The sequence below is a fragment of the Methylobacterium sp. D54C genome, assembly GCF_053345595.1.
Genome location: NZ_JBKFAK010000002.1, coordinates 546,705 through 562,045 on the forward strand (window position 1 = coordinate 546,705; position 15,341 = coordinate 562,045).

The window sequence follows — 15,341 nt, forward strand, 5'->3', positions numbered from 1 at the left end:
CGGCACGGGCCCGGCGGCGCGCTGATGCTGGGCGCGCTGGGCGTCGTGTACGGCGATATCGGCACGAGCCCGCTCTACGCGTTCAAGGAGGCGGTGAAGGCCGCGACCAGCGGCGGCGCCTCGGTGCCGGCGGCGGCCACCGGCGCGGTGTCGCTGATCCTGTGGTCGCTGATCCTGATCGTGTCGCTGAAATACGCGGTGCTGATCCTGCGCGCCGACAACCGCGGCGAGGGCGGCATCGTCGCCATGCTGGCGCTGCTCGGCGCGCGGCATGCCAGGCCGGGGACGTGGAAGGCGCTGCTGCTGGTGGTCGGGCTGGTGGGCGCGGCGCTGCTCTACGGCGACGGCGCGATCACGCCGGCGATCTCGGTGCTGTCGGCGATCGAGGGGTTGAAGATCGACGCGCCGGCGCTCGGGCCGTACGTCGTGCCGATCACCCTCGCCATCCTGGTCGGGCTGTTCCTGGTCCAGCACAAGGGCGTCGCCGCCATCGGGCGGGTGTTCGGGCCGGTCATGCTCGTCTGGTTCGTCGTCCTGGTCCTGCTCGCGGTCCCGAGCATCCTGCACGCGCCGGAGATCCTGGCGGCGGCCAACCCGTTCCGGGCGGTGGACTTCCTGATCCATGCCGGCTCGCATGTCAGCTTCCTGATGCTCGGCGCGGCCTTCCTGGCGGTGACCGGCGGCGAGGCGATGTACGCCGATCTCGGCCATTTCGGCGCCCCGGCGATCCGGATCGCGTGGTTCGGCCTCGTGCTACCGGCGCTGCTGATCCACTATTGCGGCCAGGGCGCGCTGATCATCGCCGACCCGAGCGCGATCGAGAACCCGTTCTACCGGCTCGCGCCGGACTGGGCGCATTACCCGCTGGTGGCGCTCGCCACGATGGCGACCGTCATCGCCTCGCAGGCGGTGATCTCGGGCGTCTACTCGCTCACCCAGCAGTCGATCCAGCTCGGCTTCATGCCGATGATGCGGGTGGTGCACACCGATGAGGACGAGCGCGGCCAGATCTACGTGCCGGCGGTGAACTGGCTGCTCGCCGTGGCGACCCTGACGGCCGTGGTGGTGTTCGGCTCCTCCGACGCCCTGGCCGGCGCCTACGGCATCGCGGTCTCGGCGCTCATGGGCATCACCACGCTGCTCGCCGCGCTGATCGCGCTCCGCTGGGGCTACAACCCGGTCTTGGTCCTCGCGGTCAACGGCTTCTTCCTCGGCATCGACCTCGTGTTCTTCTCCGCCAACAGCGTGAAGCTGTTCGAGGGCGGCTGGTTTCCGCTGCTGCTCGCCGGCGTGGTCGCCTTCCTGATGCTGACCTGGATGAAGGGCAACCACGTCCTCGAATCCGTCCGCCAGACCATGCGCATGTCCGAGGCCTCCTTCCTCTCCAGCCTCGGCTCGCACCCGCCGGTGACGCTGCCCGGCACTGCGGCCTTCCTGACCGCCGCCACCGAGGGCATCCCGATGGCGCTCGGCCGCCTGCTGGAGCGCAGCCGCTGCCTGCACGAGCGGATCCTGCTGATCACCGTCGTCTACGAGGAGGAGCCGGTGATCCCGGCGAGCGAGCGGGCGCAGGTCACGCTGGTGGCGCAGGGGATCCGCAAGGCGATCTCGAAGTACACGCCCGGCATGGAGCGCGTCGTGCTGCGCTACGGCTTCATGCAGACCGCCTCGATCCCCGAGGGGCTGCAATGCGCGGTGGCGAGCGGGCTGCTGCCGCCGGAATATCTGGAGGACATGACGTATTTCGTGGGCCACGAGGTGGTGATCCCGTCACCGACCCATCCCGGCATGGCGCCGTGGCGGGAGGGCCTGTTCGCTTTCATGAAGCGGAACGCCGAGCGCACCGGCGCCCATTTCGGCCTGCCGACCCGGCAGATCGTCGAGGTGGGCACCGAGATCGAGATCTGACCGGCCGCGGCGCGCGGGGGCGCTGCCCGAGGCGCGCGTCGGAGGCCGGGGCCGGCCGTCTTTCGCATTGAAAACGGCCCCGTTCGCCAGCATATCGCCACCGCAATTTCCCCACAGCGGAGGCATCACCCGTGAGCGAGACGATCGAGCGGCACGAATTCGGGGCGGAGGTGGGACGCCTCCTCGACCTCGTCGTGCACGCGCTCTACTCCGACCGCGAGATCTTCCTGCGCGAACTCGTCGCCAACGCGGCCGACGCCATGGACCGGCGGCGGTTCGAGGCCCTGACCTCGGCGGCGAGCGCGCTGCCGCCGGACGCCAAGGTCCGCATCGCGCCCGACAAGGAGGCGCGGACCCTGACCGTGTCGGACGCCGGCATCGGCATGACCAAGGAGGATCTCGCCACCAACCTCGGCACCATCGCGCGCTCCGGCACGCGGGCCTTCTCGCAGACGCTCGAATCCGCCAAGGCCGAGGACCGGCCGAGCCTGATCGGCCAGTTCGGCGTCGGCTTCTACTCGGCCTTCATGGTCGCCGACCGCGTCACCGTCACGTCGCGCCGCGCCGGCAGCGACGAGGCCTGGACCTGGGCCTCGGAGGGACAGGGCAGCTACACGCTGGAGCCGGCGACGCGGGCCGAGCCCGGCACCGACATCGTGCTGCACCTCAAGGCGGATGCCGACGAGTACCTCGAGCCCTACCGCCTCGACCATCTCGTGCGGAAATGGGCCGACTTCATCACGGTGCCGATCGCGGTCGTGCGCGACGGCAAGGACGAGTCGGCCAACCAGGGCACCGCGCTCTGGCGCAAGGCGAAGTCCGAGGTCACCGAGGAGCAGTACGAGGAATTCTACCACTCCATCGGCATGAACTTCGACAAGCCGTGGGCGACGCTCCACTGGCGCGCCGAGGGGCAGCTCGAGTTCTCCGCGCTTCTGTTCATTCCCGGCTCGAAGCCGTTCCAGGCCCTCGAGAACGAGCGGCAGAGCAAGGTCCGGCTGCATGTCCGGCGGATGTTCATCACCGACGAGGCCGAGCTGCTGCCGCCGTGGCTGCGCTTCGTCCAGGGCGTCGTCGACACCGAGGACCTGCCGCTGAACGTCTCCCGCGAGATGCTGCAATCGACCCCGGCGCTCGCCCGGATCCGCCGCGCGGTCACCGGGCGCGTCGTCTCCGAACTCACCACCCGCGCCAAGGACGCGGAGGGCTACCAGTCCTTCTGGGAGAATTTCGGCCCCGTCCTCAAGGAGGGCATCTACGAGGATTTCGAGCGCCGGGGCGAGATCGCGCCGCTCCTGCGCTTCCGCTCCTCGGCGGTCGAGGGCTGGACCTCGCTGCCCGACTACGTGTCCCGCATGAAGGACGGCCAGGAGGCGATCTACTACCTCGTCGCCGACGACGCCGAGGCGCTCAAGTCGTCGCCGCAGCTGGAGGGCTTCCGGGCCCGCGGCCTCGAGGTGCTGCTCCTCTCCGACCACGTCGACGCCTTCTGGCCCGATCAGCTCGGCACCTTCGACGAGAAGCCGCTCCGCTCGATCACCAAGGGCGGCCTCGACCTGTCGAAGTTCGCGCCGGATGGCGAGCAGCCGGAGGCGCCGGAGGGCATCGACGCCTTCGTCGCCGCCGTGAAGACGGCCCTCGGCGCCGAGGTCTCGGACGTGCGCACCACCGACCGGCTCGTCGATTCGGCCGTGGTCCTCTCGGCCGGCACCGGCGGACCCGACCTGCAGATGCAGCGGCTCATGCGCCGGGCCGGGCGGGCCGGTGCCGGGCAGCCGGTCCTAGAGATCAACCCGCGCCACCCGCTGATTCGGGCGCTGGCCGCGGCACCCGAATCGGAGGTGCCGCAGGCCGCCGGCACGCTCCTCGACCTCGCCCGCATCCAGGACGGCGACAGCCCCCGCGACCCGGCGGCCTTCGCCCGCACGGTGGCGGCGGCGCTCGCGGCCGCGCGGGGCGCGTAGGACTACGGAGACCCGCGCCGCGCGCTGCCGGGAGGCCGCGCGCGGCGTGTGTCTCCACACACATCCGTTCGGGATGATTGTGGGTTCGGTTGATCATTCGGAAATGGTCGAGCCATAACTTCGCCACCGGTCGGGATCATTGCCCGGCCGAAGGCGCGGGCGCGGTGGGGGCCGCAGGCGTCTGAGCCGAACCCTCTCGCGCGCCTCGGGCGCGCCTCACGGACGCTGCATGAACCCGGTCGAGGCTGAAGCCGGCAACGGACAGGCGGTCGCGGCGGCGCGGACCCGGGCCCACGCCCGGGCGTACCGCCACAGCGGACGCGTGCGCACCATGCGCCGGCTGATTCCGGTGGTCGCCGGCGGCGCGGTGGCGCTGCTGCTGGGCTACCTGTTCAATCCCTTCGCGGCGCAGCTGCCGGGCGTCTCGGTCGGCCCGGTGACGCTGGCCGGCTCCAAGGTCCGCATGGAGAACCCGCGGCTCTCGGGCTTCCGCCAGGGCACGCGCGGCTACGAGGTGACGGCCGACGCCGCCCTCCAGGACGTCCGCAAGCCGAGCCAGATCGAGCTGCAGCAGATGCGCGGCCACATCGCCACCGACGACCAGGGCGGCATCGCCCGCCTCTCGGCGACGTCGGGCCTGTTCGACACCGCCCGCGAGGCGCTCGACCTGAAGGACGACATCCGCATCTGGACCGACAAGGGCGAGGAGGCGCGCCTGCGCTCCGCCGCCGTCGCGTTCAAGACCGGCTCCATCAGCTCGCAGGAGCCCGTCACCGTCTCGAGCGCGCGGGCCAACGTGAAGGCCGACACCCTCGACGTCGTCGAGAACGGCAAGCGGATCTCCTTCGTGGGCAACGTCCACGTGGTCATCGTCAGCGACGCGCCGGGGGAGAAGCCCCAGGCCCGCATCCTGACCTCGGACGCCGAAGCCGCGGACGGTGCCCGATGAGCGCCGCCCGCCTCCTCTGCGCCGCCCTGGCGGCCGGGCTGGTCCTCGCCGGTCCGGCGCTGGCCGAGAAGCCGGCGCGCAAGGATTCGCCCTTCGGCAATATCGGCGGCGGCGGCAAGGATCCGATCAAGATCGACGCCGACCGGCTCGACGTGTTCGACCGAGAGAACAAGGCGGTCTTCGCCGGCAACGTCGTGGCCGTGCAGGGCGACAGCACCATCCGCTGCTCGACCATGACGGTGACCTACAAGCGCGGCAAGGACGCGCCGGGCAAGGGCGCCAAGGGCGACGCCAAGCCCGAGGCGCGGGACGAGGGCGCCGACGCGGCGCCGCGGAACCCCGCCGAGAACGGGATCCAGAAGGTCGACTGCGCCGGGCCGGTGACGGTGGTGCAGAAGGACCAAGTCGCCACGGGCGATCACGCGGTGTTCGACCAGGACGCCAAGCGGATCGTGCTGACCGGCAACGTCGTCCTGAGCCAGTGCCAGAACGTCACCCGCGGGCAGCGGCTCGTCTACGACATGAACACCGGGCGCGCGAACATGGACCCCGTTGCGGGCGGCCGCGTCTCGGCCCTGTTCGTGCCCGGCGAGAAGTCCGACGCCAAGGACGGCAAGGCGAAGGGCTGCAGCCAGCCGCCGCCCAGGCCGAAGGCGCAGGTCGATTGAGCGGCGCCGTGGCGTTCCAGGCGGGCCCGCAGGAGCCGGCCCGGACGGGCTGGCTCGGCCGGCTGTTCGGCCGGCGCGCGCGGCAGGCCGAACAGCCGGCCGAGGCCGACGGCTGGTCCGCGGCCGAGGAGGGCGGTCTCGGCATCCTCAGCGTGCGCGGCCTGCGCAAGAGCTACGGCGCCCGCACGGTCGTCCACGAGGCCGGCCTCACCGTGCGCACCGGCGAGGCCGTCGGGCTGCTCGGGCCGAACGGCGCCGGCAAGACCACGATCTTCTACATGATCACCGGGCTGGTGGCGGCCGATCGCGGCCACATCACCCTGGACGGCCTGCCGATCACGCACCTGCCCATGTACCAGCGGGCGCGGCTCGGGATCGGCTACCTGCCGCAGGAGGCCTCGATCTTCCGCGGGCTCACCGTGGAGGACAACATCCGGGCGGTGCTGGAGGTGGTCGAGCCGGACCGCAAGGCGCGCGCGCGCAAGCTCGACTCGCTGCTCGAGGAGTTCGACATCGCGCGCCTGCGCAAGTCGCCCTCGATCGCGCTCTCGGGCGGCGAGCGGCGGCGCTGCGAGATCGCCCGGGCGCTCGCCTCGTCGCCGACCTTCATGCTGCTGGACGAGCCCTTCGCGGGCATCGACCCGATCGCGGTCGGCGACATCCAGGACCTCGTGAAGCACCTGAAGCAGCGCGGCATCGGCGTGCTGATCACCGACCACAACGTCCGCGAGACGCTGGGCCTGATCGACCGCGCCTACATCGCCCATTCCGGCCGCATCCTCACCGAGGGCACGCCCGAGGAGATCGTGGCGAACCCGGACGCGCGCCGGCTCTATCTCGGCGAGGATTTCCGGCTCTAGGCCGGCCGCGCCCGCACGGGCAGGGCGGCCGGCCGCTCAGCTCTTCCAGTTCTTCAGCGCCGCGAAGGGGCTGTCCGAACCCGCGGGCTTCTCCGGGTTCAGCACCGGCTCCACCTGGGCGATCGCGTCCGCCATCGAGAAGGCCGAGCCGCTCTGGAGCCGGCCGCCCGCCGCGTCGCGGTGGCCGCCGCCGCGGAACAGGCGGGCGCCGTCGAGCGCCGTGCCGTCGTTGGACCGGAACGACAGCGTGCCCATCCGCTGGACGTTGACCACGCGCTTGGCCCGGCCCGCGTCCATGATCAGGTCGGAGACCCGCTGGAAGGTGCCCGAATCGAGGGCGAAGGACAGGAGCGTGCCGTCCTTGAGCGGGCGGAACAGGGAATCCGAGCGGGCGAGCGCCCGGGCAAGCCGCATGCGCGTCGTCAGCGCCGGGTCGTCGTCCGGCGCGTCGCGCAGCAGGGTGTCGACCACGCCGGCGCGGAGCGCCGAGGCGCGGCGCTCCAGCTCGGCCGGGCTCGCCCCGTCCCGCAGGGCGGCGGCGGCCGCGAGCAGGATCTCGGACACGAACCGGTCGTGCCAGGGATGCCCGACCGGCACGTAGCTCGACACGACCTCCCAGAACAGCTCGTCCAGGGCGAGGCCGCCCCGGAAGGCGGGGCTCTCCTTGCGCCAGAGGTCGAGGGCGTCGACCGCGGTGAGCAGGCTCGACAGGTCGGTCGCGGGCTCGTGCGCGGCGAACAGGGCCCGGTGCTCGAAGGCCATCCGCGTGGCGCAGATGTCGTCCTCGATCAGCACGGCGATCTCGGGGTCGCCCAGGTCGATCCGGTGGAGCGCCGGCCGCTCGGCGTCGGGCGCCGCGTCCAGGCCCAGGCGCCGCATCTGGTCGAGGGAGGAGGCGTGGTGGTCGAGGACCACGAGGCGGTGCTTCTGCCCGTCCTCGCGGCGCCGGTTCATCGCGGCGAACTTCTTCAGGCCCGCGATGGTCTGCTCCTCCAGGCCGAGGTCGGTCATCAGCAGGATCTCGCGCTCCGCCGCGCGGCCGAGGCGCTTGATCTCGTCCTCGAAGACCGGGCCGACATCGCTGTAGCGGGGCACGTGGACGACGCGCTCGACCGGGGCGCAGGCGGCGGCGACCGTCGAGGCGCCGTAGCCGTCGAGGTCGTGGTGGGTGATCTGGATCAGGCGCAACGGGCGGACTCGGAGGGTGACGGAGCGGCCCGTCTACGACGCCCGGCGCCGCGAGGCGAGGGGCGGCGGCCCTTCCGTCCGGCGGCGTTCGGTGCAGAATGCTCCGCGGCCGCCACGAGTCGCGAAGGACCGGCCGGCCGCGGAGACCCCCAAGGGGCCCGTCATTCGGGGAGGACACGATGGCCCTGGCCGCAACGCCGCGCGTGCGCCGCATCCAGACGATCTCGCTCGCCCTGCTGGTGACCGCGGGCGTCGTCAACTACGTCGACCGGGCCACCCTGGCGGTGGCCAACCCGCTGATCCGCGAGGATCTCGGCCTCTCGATCCCCGACATGGGCCTGCTGCTCTCGGCCTTCCTCTGGGCCTACGCCTTCGCGCAGCTGCCGGCCGGGGCGCTCGCCGACCGGCTCGGCCCGCGCCTGACGCTGACGCTCGGCCTGACCTGCTGGTCCTTCGGCCAGATGCTCGGCGGCGCGGTGACGTCGTTCTGGCAATTCGTGAGCGCACGGATCGTCCTCGGAATCGGCGAGGCGCCGCATTTCCCGACCTGCGCCCGCGTCTCCCGCGACTGGTTCAACATCCGCCAGCGCGGCACCGCCACGGGGATCTGGAACTGCGCCTCCTCGCTCGGAACCTTCCTGGCCCTGCCGCTGCTGACCTTCCTGATGGTGAGCTTCGGCTGGCGGGCGATGTTCGTCATCATGGGCGCGGCCGGCCTCGTCCTCGCGGCGATCGTCTACCTCGTGTTCCGCAACCCGCGCGAGACCGACCTGACGCCGGGGGAGCGGGCCTTCCTGGAGGAGGGCGATGCCCCGAACGCCGGCCGCGCGGTCACCTGGAGCGCGTGGCGGCGGCTCTTCGGGTTCCGCACCAGCTGGGGGATGATCGTCGGCTATTTCGGCTGCATCTACATGACGTGGCTCTACACCGCGTGGCTGCCGAGCTACCTCGAGATCGAGCGGCACTTCACCCTGCAGAAGACCGGCCTCGTCGGCTCGATCCCCTTCGCCTTCGGCGTGCTGGGCGGGATCCTGGGCGGTCGCGTCGTCGATGTCCTCGTCCGCCGCGGCGTCGACCCGATCCGCAGCCGCAAGATCCCGATGGTCGGCTCCCTGGTGGCGACCGCCGCGTTCACGGTGGTGGCGGCGCTGACGCCGAGCGACACCCTCGCGATCGCCTGCATCTCGGCCTCGCTGTTCCTGGTCTACATGAGCTCGTCGTCGGCCTGGGCGATGGCCTCCGTGGCGGCGCCGGCCAGCTGCACGGCGTCGCTCGGCGCCATGCAGAATTTCGGCGGCTACATCGGCGGCGCCCTGGCGCCGACCGTGACGGGCTTCATCGTCGGCGGCACGGGCCATTTCTCCATGGCCTTCATCACCGGCGCCGTGATCGCCCTGGTGGCGGCCCTGGGCTACTGGACGCTGATCCAGGATCCCATCGCCGACGAGGGTCCGGAGAGCCCCGCCGTCGGCGCGCTCGGGGCCGCGCGCTAGGCGAGCCGACGGCGCCCTCTCGCGCCACCCCCGCGCGTCACCCCCACGCTTCACCCCCGCAGGTTCGGCGCGGCCAGGATCAGGTCGCGCAGATGCGTGCGGGCCGTGAAGCTCCGGCGCATCAGGTCGACGAAGGTGGCGGCCGGCCCGTCCCAGTCGTGGCGCGCCGCGTGGGCCCGCGCCGCGCAGGCGTCGAAGGGCAGCCGCCCCTCGACCGCCGCGCCCATCAGCTCCGCGAGACGGTCGACCCGGTCGGGCGCGTCCGGGTCGAAGTAGCTCGCCGCGCTGCCGCCGGCTTCCGGGATGGCCGTCAGGCTCGAGGCGATGACGGGGGTTCCCCGGGCGAGGCTGTCGAGCACCGGGATGCCCCAGCCCTCGCCGCGGCTCGGGAAGACCAGGGCGGCGGCCCGGGCGTAGAGGTCGGACAGGCCCTGGTCGTCGATGCCGGCGATGTGCACCGCGTCCGGCGTCCGGGCGAGGCGGTCGAGAGTCTCGGGCCGCTCGCCGTCGCCCTTGCCGACCACGATCAGCCGGGCCGCGCCCTGCGGCAGCCGCGCGAAGGCGTCGAGGACGAGGCCGAGATTCTTCCGCGGCTCCAGCCGGCCGACCATCAGCAGGTAGGGGCGCCCGTCGGCGAGCGGCGTCCGCTCCGTGACCGCCTGCGGCGGCGTGGAGCCGCAGCGCACCTCGGCGATGCGCTCCCGCGCGATGCCGTAGACGTTGGCGATGGAGTCGCGGCTGTAGTCGGAGATGGTCAGGACCAGCTTGGCGCGCCGCGCCGAGAGCCGGGTCAGGATCTTGTTCCGCCAGCGCATCGACCACGGGAAGAACTCGGGATGCGTCTCGAACAGGATGTCGTGGACCACCACCACCTGCCGGTCGCCCGGCACCAGCGGCGGGGCGATGTAGGTGGTCAGCAGCGTGTCCAGGCGGTCGCGCAGGAACAGCCACGGCCAGACCAGGGTCAGCCGCACGGTCGCGGGCACACGCGGCAGCCGTTGGTGCTCGATGTTGTCGCCCGAGACGATGCGGGCGCAGGCCTCCGGGTCGCCGGAATAGACCACGTAGGTGGCGTCCGGGTGGCGGGCGGCGGCCCGCCCGATGATGTTCACGAGCCAGGTCCGGCTGCCCTGCGGCTTGCCGGTGAGCACGTGCGCGTCGATGCCGATGCGAAGCATGTTACGGGCTCCTGTAGGCGCCGAAGGTCGGGGCCTCACCGGGGGCGTAGGCCTGGCCGGCGATGTCGCGGGTGGCGCCGAGCGGGATGCCGGCGCGGGCCGGGGGCGCCGTCAGGGCGAGCCCGCCGGCCATGGGGTTCGCGGGATCGCGGAAGGCGGGCGTGCCGGTGAGGTCGGGACCCTGGCCGTTGAGCGGCAGGCTCGCCCCGTCGCCGGTGGCCTGCGTGCCCCAGCGGTAGAGCGGGGCGCCGACGGCGCTGCCGAGGAAGTTCGGCCCGATCGCGTTGTTGTTGTCGGTGGTGGTCGCCTCGACCACGATCGCGGCCACGTTCGGCCGGGTCGCGTAGGCGATGTTGTTGAGCACCCGGTTGTTCGACGTGCGGTCGACCTGCTTGGTGTAGTCGGAGGCCAGCACGATCTCGCCGCGATAGACGTGCTTGCCGCCGGAATTGCGCATGTTGCCGGTGGTCGTGTTGTTGACCACCGTGTTGGAGCCGGCGTCGAACAGGTTGATCCCGGCGCCGTCGTTGTCGGCCGCGACGTTGAACGCGACGATGTTGCCGTCGCACCACTGGTCGATCTGGATGCCGTTGCCGTCCTGGCCGGTGGTCTCCTTCTGGCCGGTGACGATGTTGTACCGGATGATGTTGCGGTCGCCGGCGTCCTGGGCGGCATCCTTGGCGTAGACGTGGATGCCCGAGGTGCCCGACATCCCCACGCCGTTGCCCGAGACGCGGTTGCCCTCCACGACGTAGCCGGAGCCGTTGATCTCCATCCCGTGGATGCCGTTGCCGGTCACGGTGTTGTCGAGGATGTAGCTCGGATCCTCCGCGGGCGCGTTGATCACGTCGACGGCCACGCCGTGGGTCTGGTTGTCGGCGAGGGTGTTGCCGGTGATGCGGTGACCCGCCCCGGCACCGTCGCCGATCCAGATCCCCAGGCCGGAGCGGGACACGGTCGAGCCCGCGACCGTGACGTGGCTTGATCCCCGGCGGATGATGAAGCCGGAATTCACCGCGCCCTGGACGCTCAGGCCCGTGACCGTGACGTAGGCGGCGTTCTCGAACACCACGGAGTTGGACAGGCGCGGCTGCGTGCCGGGTTCTGCCGCCACCGTCACGGGCGCCGCCGCGGTCCCGCGGGACCCGACGAACACGACGTCGCCGTAGCTGCCGCCCCGGACCAGCACGCTCGATCCGGGACCGAGACTGGCGAAGGGCACGTCGGCGAGCCGCGCCACCGTGGTGTAGCCGGGCTTCGCGCCGCCGGCGGGATCGACCAGGATGTTCTGCTGCACCTGCGCGTCGGCCGGCCCGCAGGCGGACAGGACCGGCAGGAGCAGGGCCGACAGGGCGCCGAGGACCGTGCGGGGCCACCTCATGCCGCGAGCGCCCGGGCGATGGCGAGGCGCTTGCGCCGCTGGAACAGCCGCCGCCACACGCTGCGGCCGGCCTCGGGGCTGATCCGCGTCAGCGCGCGCGCCGCCATCTGCCAGCCGGGCAGGAGCGCCTGCGGCATGGCGAGGTCGGCGACCCGGTGGCGCGCCGCCGCGCCCAGCGGCGGCGGCCCGACGAGGCCGAGCCGGCCGAGATCCGCCACGAGGTCCGGGCGCTTGCGGTACCACAGCACCAGCGCCGCGCCCTCGCGCTCGGCGATCCGCAGGTAGGCCGCCTCGTCCAGGAGGTGGTGGTGGTAGCCCAGCGCCTCGGGCGCGTAGAACAGGCGCATGCCGCGCCGGGCCAGCCGCTCGCCGAGCTCGATGTCCTCGTGCCAGAACAGCTTCGGGTCGAAGCCGCCCGCCTCCTCCAGGAAGCGCCGGTCGACGCTGACGTTGCAGGTCAGGAACGCGTCCCAGCCGACCGCGTCGCGGCCCGCCAGCGCGTCGTAGGAGGCGTCGTGGTGGAGCGCCGAGAAGGGCGAGAAGGGCAGGGCGGGGTCGATCGTCATCCGTCCGAGGATCGCTGTCTCACGACCGCCCCGCCGGGCGTGGGCGAGGCGGTGCGCCTCGACGAGGCTCGGGACCGGGATCGTGTCGTCGTTGACGATCAGGAGGCGCGCGCCCCGCGCCGCCGCGATGGCGCGGTTGCGGGCGGCGTTCGCCCCGGCATTCTCCTGGCGCAGGTGCACCACGAGGATCCGGGCCGTGGCGACGGCGCGGCTGATGACCGTCCCGGTGTGGTCGGTCGAGCCGTCGTCGCAGACGACGATCTCGAAGGGCGCGTCCGTCTCCTGCCGGTCGAAGGCCCTCAGGCACAAGCGCAGCGTGTCGGCGCGGTTGTAGGTCGGGATGATGACCGAGAGCACGGGTCGATCGCTCATGAGGAGGCTTCCGGGAGCGGGAGGTCGAGGGGATCGGTCGGGGCGCGGCGCAGGCACAGCCACCCCGCGAGGGCGGCCGAGAGGGCCGCGGCGGCGGGCACCGCCGCGGGCGCCAGGGCGGCGGGACCGGCGGCCCAGGCGAGGGCGGTCAGGAGGGCCGGCGCGGCGAGGATCGGCACGTCGGCCAGGGCGAGGGGCGGTCCGGCCTCCCGCCAGAAGGCCTGAGCCAGGACGCCGAGCATCGCGGCCTCGGCGAGCAGCGCGGCGATGCCCGCGCCGAGGAGCGGATCCCACGGGATCAGCAGCGTGCAGGCGAAGAGGTTCGTGGCGCAGGCCGCCGCGCTCCCGCGCACCGCGAAGCCGGTCCGGCCCAGCGGGACGAGGCCCGCGAACAGGATCGTGGCGGCGATCAGCAGGACGCTCATCCCGGTGGCGATGCGCAGCACCGGGACGGCGCGGCCGAAATCCGGGCCGAAGGCGAGGCGCACCAGCGGCTCCGCGAGGGCGCAGGTCGCCACCGCTCCGGCGCAGGACGCGGCGAGGATCGGGACCAGCGCGCCGCGGACCCGCGCGCGCAGGGCGGTCGTGCCGGCGCGTGACCGTCCGTCGACCAGGGGCCCGACGGCGCGCCCGAAGACCGGCACCAGCGGGGCGCACAGGGTTATCGCCACCGCGGCGCCGAGCTCGAAGAACCGGAAGCCGGCCGTGAACTGGCCGAGCTCGGCCGCGCCCGCGAAGGCGGCCAGCATCATCAGGCTGATCCGGCCGTTGAGCGAGCCGAGGGCGTTCGAGACGCCCACCCCCGCCGCGGCCCGGATCGTCGCGAGCGCGTGCGGCAGCGAGGCGGGGCGGGCGGGCACGAGGCGCAGCGCCAGCGCCAGCCCGACCGCGCCGTACGCGATGCCGGCGGCCACCGCCACGAGGCTGAGCGCCGCCTCCGGAAGCTGCAGCCAGAGCGCGAGTGCCGTCCCGCCGATCAGCAGGGCGGCGTTGGCGAGCGACGGCCAGACGGACCAGCCCGGCCGCCCGCAGACCTGGAACAGGGCGTCGAGGAAGCGGGCGGCCGCGAGCGGCATGAGGAGAGCGGCCAGCGCCAGGGCGGGCCGGACCGCGTCCGGCAGCATCGGCAGGACGCCGAGGAGCGCGGCACCCGTCCCGAGGCCGAGGACGAGGCGCGCCGACAGCATCCGGCCGAACTCGGCCGCCCGCATCTCCGGCCCGACCGCGCCGAGCCGCGCCCCGAAGGTCAGCGTGGTGCCGAAATCCGCCGCGATCAGCGCGACCGCGAGGATCGCCAGGGCGAGGCCGTAGCGGCCCAGCGCCGCCGGGCCGGCGAAATGGCCGACCATCACGAAGGCCGCGAAGCCGGCCGCGAGGTAGACGCCGCGCCCCGCCGCCTGTCCGAGCAGGTTCGCGCCGTAGCGCAGCCCGCCGGCGCGCCCCCGTCCCGACAATCGGTTTACCAAGCGAAGCATCTCTCGGTGAAGCCTGACTGAAAACTGCGACCTACGATTGCATCGTGGCAGGCTGCGTATGGCTTGCAACCGCGAGCTCAATTTATGGTTGCAGAGTTGTCGCGTTGGGAAAAACCGGAGGACTGCGTATGTCCGAGACAGCCGCTGGACCGGATCTGCGCCTCTCGCGCGGAGCGGACGCGGAGGCGGGGCGTCTCCGGTGGGCCGAGGTGCGGGCTGCCCTGTCCGCCGACCGCGATCACTGGCGCCGCCGCGGCGGCGGACCGGCCCGCCTGCGCCGGGGCTACCACGCGGTCTGGCTCTACCGCCTGTCCCGCTACGCCCACGAGCGCGGCTGGCGGATGGCGGCGTGGCTGCTGTGGCTGGTGAATGGCTGGTGGACGGGCGCCGACATCCCGCCCTCCAGCCGCATCGCCGGCGGCCTGTTCCTGCCGCAGCCCTACGGGACGGTCATCGCCGGCGCCGTGGGCCGCGACGCCGCCTTCGGGATCCAGGCCTCCATCGGCGGCCTGCTGAAGGAGCCCGACCAGGACATCGGCGGCGGCCCCGGCCTGCCGGTGCTGGGCGACGACGTCGTCCTGGAGGCGGGCGCCATCGTGCTCGGCGCCGTCCCGATCGGTGACCGGGCCCGGATCGGCCCGCGGACCACCATCCTCAAGCCCGTCCAGGCCGACGAGGAGGTCATGCCCCAGCCCTGGCGGCCGCTTCCCGGCCGGGGGGGCGCGGCGTGAGCGGCCCGCTGACCGACCACGTCACCCTGCCGGGCCTGCGGCGCCTCCTGGCGGCCGACTTCGCCCGCGTCCTGCGCCAGACGACGGGGGGCAAGTCGACCTCGCGGCTGCGGCGCGCGATGCACCTCACGCTGCCGGCCATGCAGGTGGCGATCCTCCACCGGACCGCGCACCTGCTGCACGGCCGGGGCTGGCGCCGCTGCGCCGCCCTTGTGGCGGACCTGTCCCTGCGGCTGACCGGCGCCTGCCTGCATCCGGGCTCGCGCCTCGGGCCCGGCCTGTTCGTTCCGCACCCGGCGCGGGTCGCCTTCTGCGGAACCGGGGGCGCCGACCTGACGCTCCTGCCCGGCACCCTGGTCGGGCCGCGGGACTGGCTCTTCCCGAGCCAGCCGTTCCCCACCGACGGCCCCCATCTCGGCGACGGCGCCGTGGTCGGCGCGCACGCCGCCGTGCAGGGGGCGGTCGCCATCGGCGCGGGCGCGACGATCGGGATCGGGGTCTGCAGCCTCCGGGACGTCCCGGCCGGCACCGTGACGATGCTGGTCCAGCGGCAGCTCCGCAGCGGCGGGCGCGGCCCGGAGGCGGGCCGTGGGCGCTAGATCCGGACG

At 73.0% G+C, this 15,341-nt stretch carries 13 protein-coding genes; 8 read left to right on the forward strand and 5 right to left on the reverse strand.

Translation table 11 applies throughout. From position 1 onward, the window contains the following. Positions 1-24: 24 nt before the first annotated feature. From ACLBYB_RS07985 to lptB, 5 genes are all read left to right on the forward strand, one after another. A complete protein-coding gene (locus ACLBYB_RS07985; protein ID WP_447698567.1) occupies positions 25-1,908 on the forward strand; it encodes a potassium transporter Kup in 1,884 nt (627 codons plus the stop codon). A 131-nt stretch (positions 1,909-2,039) separates the two neighbouring features. After that, the gene (htpG, locus tag ACLBYB_RS07990) at positions 2,040-3,872 is read left to right on the forward strand and encodes a molecular chaperone HtpG (RefSeq protein ID WP_447698436.1); all 1,833 of its coding nucleotides are present in this window, start codon (positions 2,040-2,042) and stop codon (positions 3,870-3,872) included. 229 nt (positions 3,873-4,101) lie between these two features. Then, positions 4,102-4,821: an LPS export ABC transporter periplasmic protein LptC gene (gene lptC, locus ACLBYB_RS07995; protein ID WP_042671243.1), complete on the forward strand. Its 720-nt coding sequence runs from the start codon at positions 4,102-4,104 to the stop codon at positions 4,819-4,821. Beyond that, entirely contained in the window at positions 4,818-5,489 is a 672-nt protein-coding gene (locus ACLBYB_RS08000) for an LptA/OstA family protein (protein ID WP_056531813.1), read from the forward strand. Before lptC ends, ACLBYB_RS08000 begins: the two co-directional genes overlap by 4 nt. Before the next feature lie 8 nt (positions 5,490-5,497). Further along, a complete protein-coding gene (lptB, locus tag ACLBYB_RS08005; protein WP_419149853.1) occupies positions 5,498-6,349 on the forward strand; it encodes an LPS export ABC transporter ATP-binding protein in 852 nt (283 codons plus the stop codon). Between the two features lie 36 nt (positions 6,350-6,385). Here the strand turns inward: lptB and ACLBYB_RS08010 are convergent, their stop codons facing one another. After that, complete coding sequence (locus ACLBYB_RS08010) at positions 6,386-7,537, reverse strand: dimethylmenaquinone methyltransferase (RefSeq protein ID WP_447698437.1); 1,152 nt, start codon at positions 7,535-7,537, stop codon at positions 6,386-6,388. Positions 7,538-7,716: 179 nt separating this feature from the next. On the opposite strand from ACLBYB_RS08010, the gene ACLBYB_RS08015 reads away from it, so the two are divergent. After that, positions 7,717-9,030 (forward strand): MFS transporter, encoded by a 1,314-nt coding sequence (locus ACLBYB_RS08015; protein ID WP_020090582.1) that lies wholly within the window; start codon positions 7,717-7,719, stop codon positions 9,028-9,030. Between the two features lie 50 nt (positions 9,031-9,080). Here ACLBYB_RS08015 and ACLBYB_RS08020 read toward each other — a convergent pair whose 3' ends face one another. From ACLBYB_RS08020 to ACLBYB_RS08035, 4 genes are read right to left on the reverse strand one after another with little or no spacing between them, the layout of a single operon-like run. Further along, positions 9,081-10,208 (reverse strand): glycosyltransferase family 4 protein, encoded by a 1,128-nt coding sequence (locus ACLBYB_RS08020; RefSeq protein ID WP_100250707.1) that lies wholly within the window; start codon positions 10,206-10,208, stop codon positions 9,081-9,083. Between the two features lies 1 nt (position 10,209). Beyond that, the gene (locus ACLBYB_RS08025) at positions 10,210-11,589 is read right to left on the reverse strand and encodes a right-handed parallel beta-helix repeat-containing protein (protein WP_447698438.1); all 1,380 of its coding nucleotides are present in this window, start codon (positions 11,587-11,589) and stop codon (positions 10,210-10,212) included. Further along, on the reverse strand, positions 11,586-12,527 hold the full coding sequence (locus tag ACLBYB_RS08030; RefSeq protein ID WP_447698439.1) for a glycosyltransferase family 2 protein: 942 nt from the start codon (positions 12,525-12,527) through the stop codon (positions 11,586-11,588). Before ACLBYB_RS08030 ends, ACLBYB_RS08025 begins: the two co-directional genes overlap by 4 nt. Beyond that, positions 12,524-14,002, reverse strand: coding sequence for a lipopolysaccharide biosynthesis protein (locus ACLBYB_RS08035; protein ID WP_447698440.1), 1,479 nt, complete (start codon positions 14,000-14,002; stop codon positions 12,524-12,526). The genes ACLBYB_RS08030 and ACLBYB_RS08035 overlap by 4 nt, the downstream gene beginning before the upstream one ends. A 128-nt stretch (positions 14,003-14,130) precedes the next feature. Here ACLBYB_RS08035 and ACLBYB_RS08040 point away from each other — a divergent pair, with 128 nt between their 5' ends. Both ACLBYB_RS08040 and ACLBYB_RS08045 read left to right on the forward strand, forming a co-directional pair. Continuing rightward, entirely contained in the window at positions 14,131-14,733 is a 603-nt protein-coding gene (locus ACLBYB_RS08040; RefSeq protein ID WP_447698441.1) for a serine acetyltransferase, read from the forward strand. Further along, positions 14,730-15,332, forward strand: coding sequence for a serine acetyltransferase (locus ACLBYB_RS08045; RefSeq protein ID WP_447698442.1), 603 nt, complete (start codon positions 14,730-14,732; stop codon positions 15,330-15,332). Before ACLBYB_RS08040 ends, ACLBYB_RS08045 begins: the two co-directional genes overlap by 4 nt. Positions 15,333-15,341 lie beyond the last annotated feature (9 nt).

Coding starts and splice junctions, on each gene's coding strand:
- ACLBYB_RS08015 (WP_020090582.1), top strand. CDS start 7,717: ATGGCCCTGGCCGCAACGCCGCGCGTGCGCCGCATCCAGACGATCTCG.
- ACLBYB_RS08030 (WP_447698439.1), bottom strand. CDS start 12,527: ATGAGCGATCGACCCGTGCTCTCGGTCATCATCCCGACCTACAACCGC.
- ACLBYB_RS08025 (WP_447698438.1), bottom strand. CDS start 11,589: ATGAGGTGGCCCCGCACGGTCCTCGGCGCCCTGTCGGCCCTGCTCCTG.
- lptC (WP_042671243.1), top strand. CDS start 4,102: ATGAACCCGGTCGAGGCTGAAGCCGGCAACGGACAGGCGGTCGCGGCG.
- ACLBYB_RS08000 (WP_056531813.1), top strand. CDS start 4,818: ATGAGCGCCGCCCGCCTCCTCTGCGCCGCCCTGGCGGCCGGGCTGGTC.
- ACLBYB_RS08020 (WP_100250707.1), bottom strand. CDS start 10,208: ATGCTTCGCATCGGCATCGACGCGCACGTGCTCACCGGCAAGCCGCAG.
- ACLBYB_RS07985 (WP_447698567.1), top strand. CDS start 25: ATGCTGGGCGCGCTGGGCGTCGTGTACGGCGATATCGGCACGAGCCCG.
- ACLBYB_RS08035 (WP_447698440.1), bottom strand. CDS start 14,002: ATGCTTCGCTTGGTAAACCGATTGTCGGGACGGGGGCGCGCCGGCGGG.
- ACLBYB_RS08040 (WP_447698441.1), top strand. CDS start 14,131: ATGTCCGAGACAGCCGCTGGACCGGATCTGCGCCTCTCGCGCGGAGCG.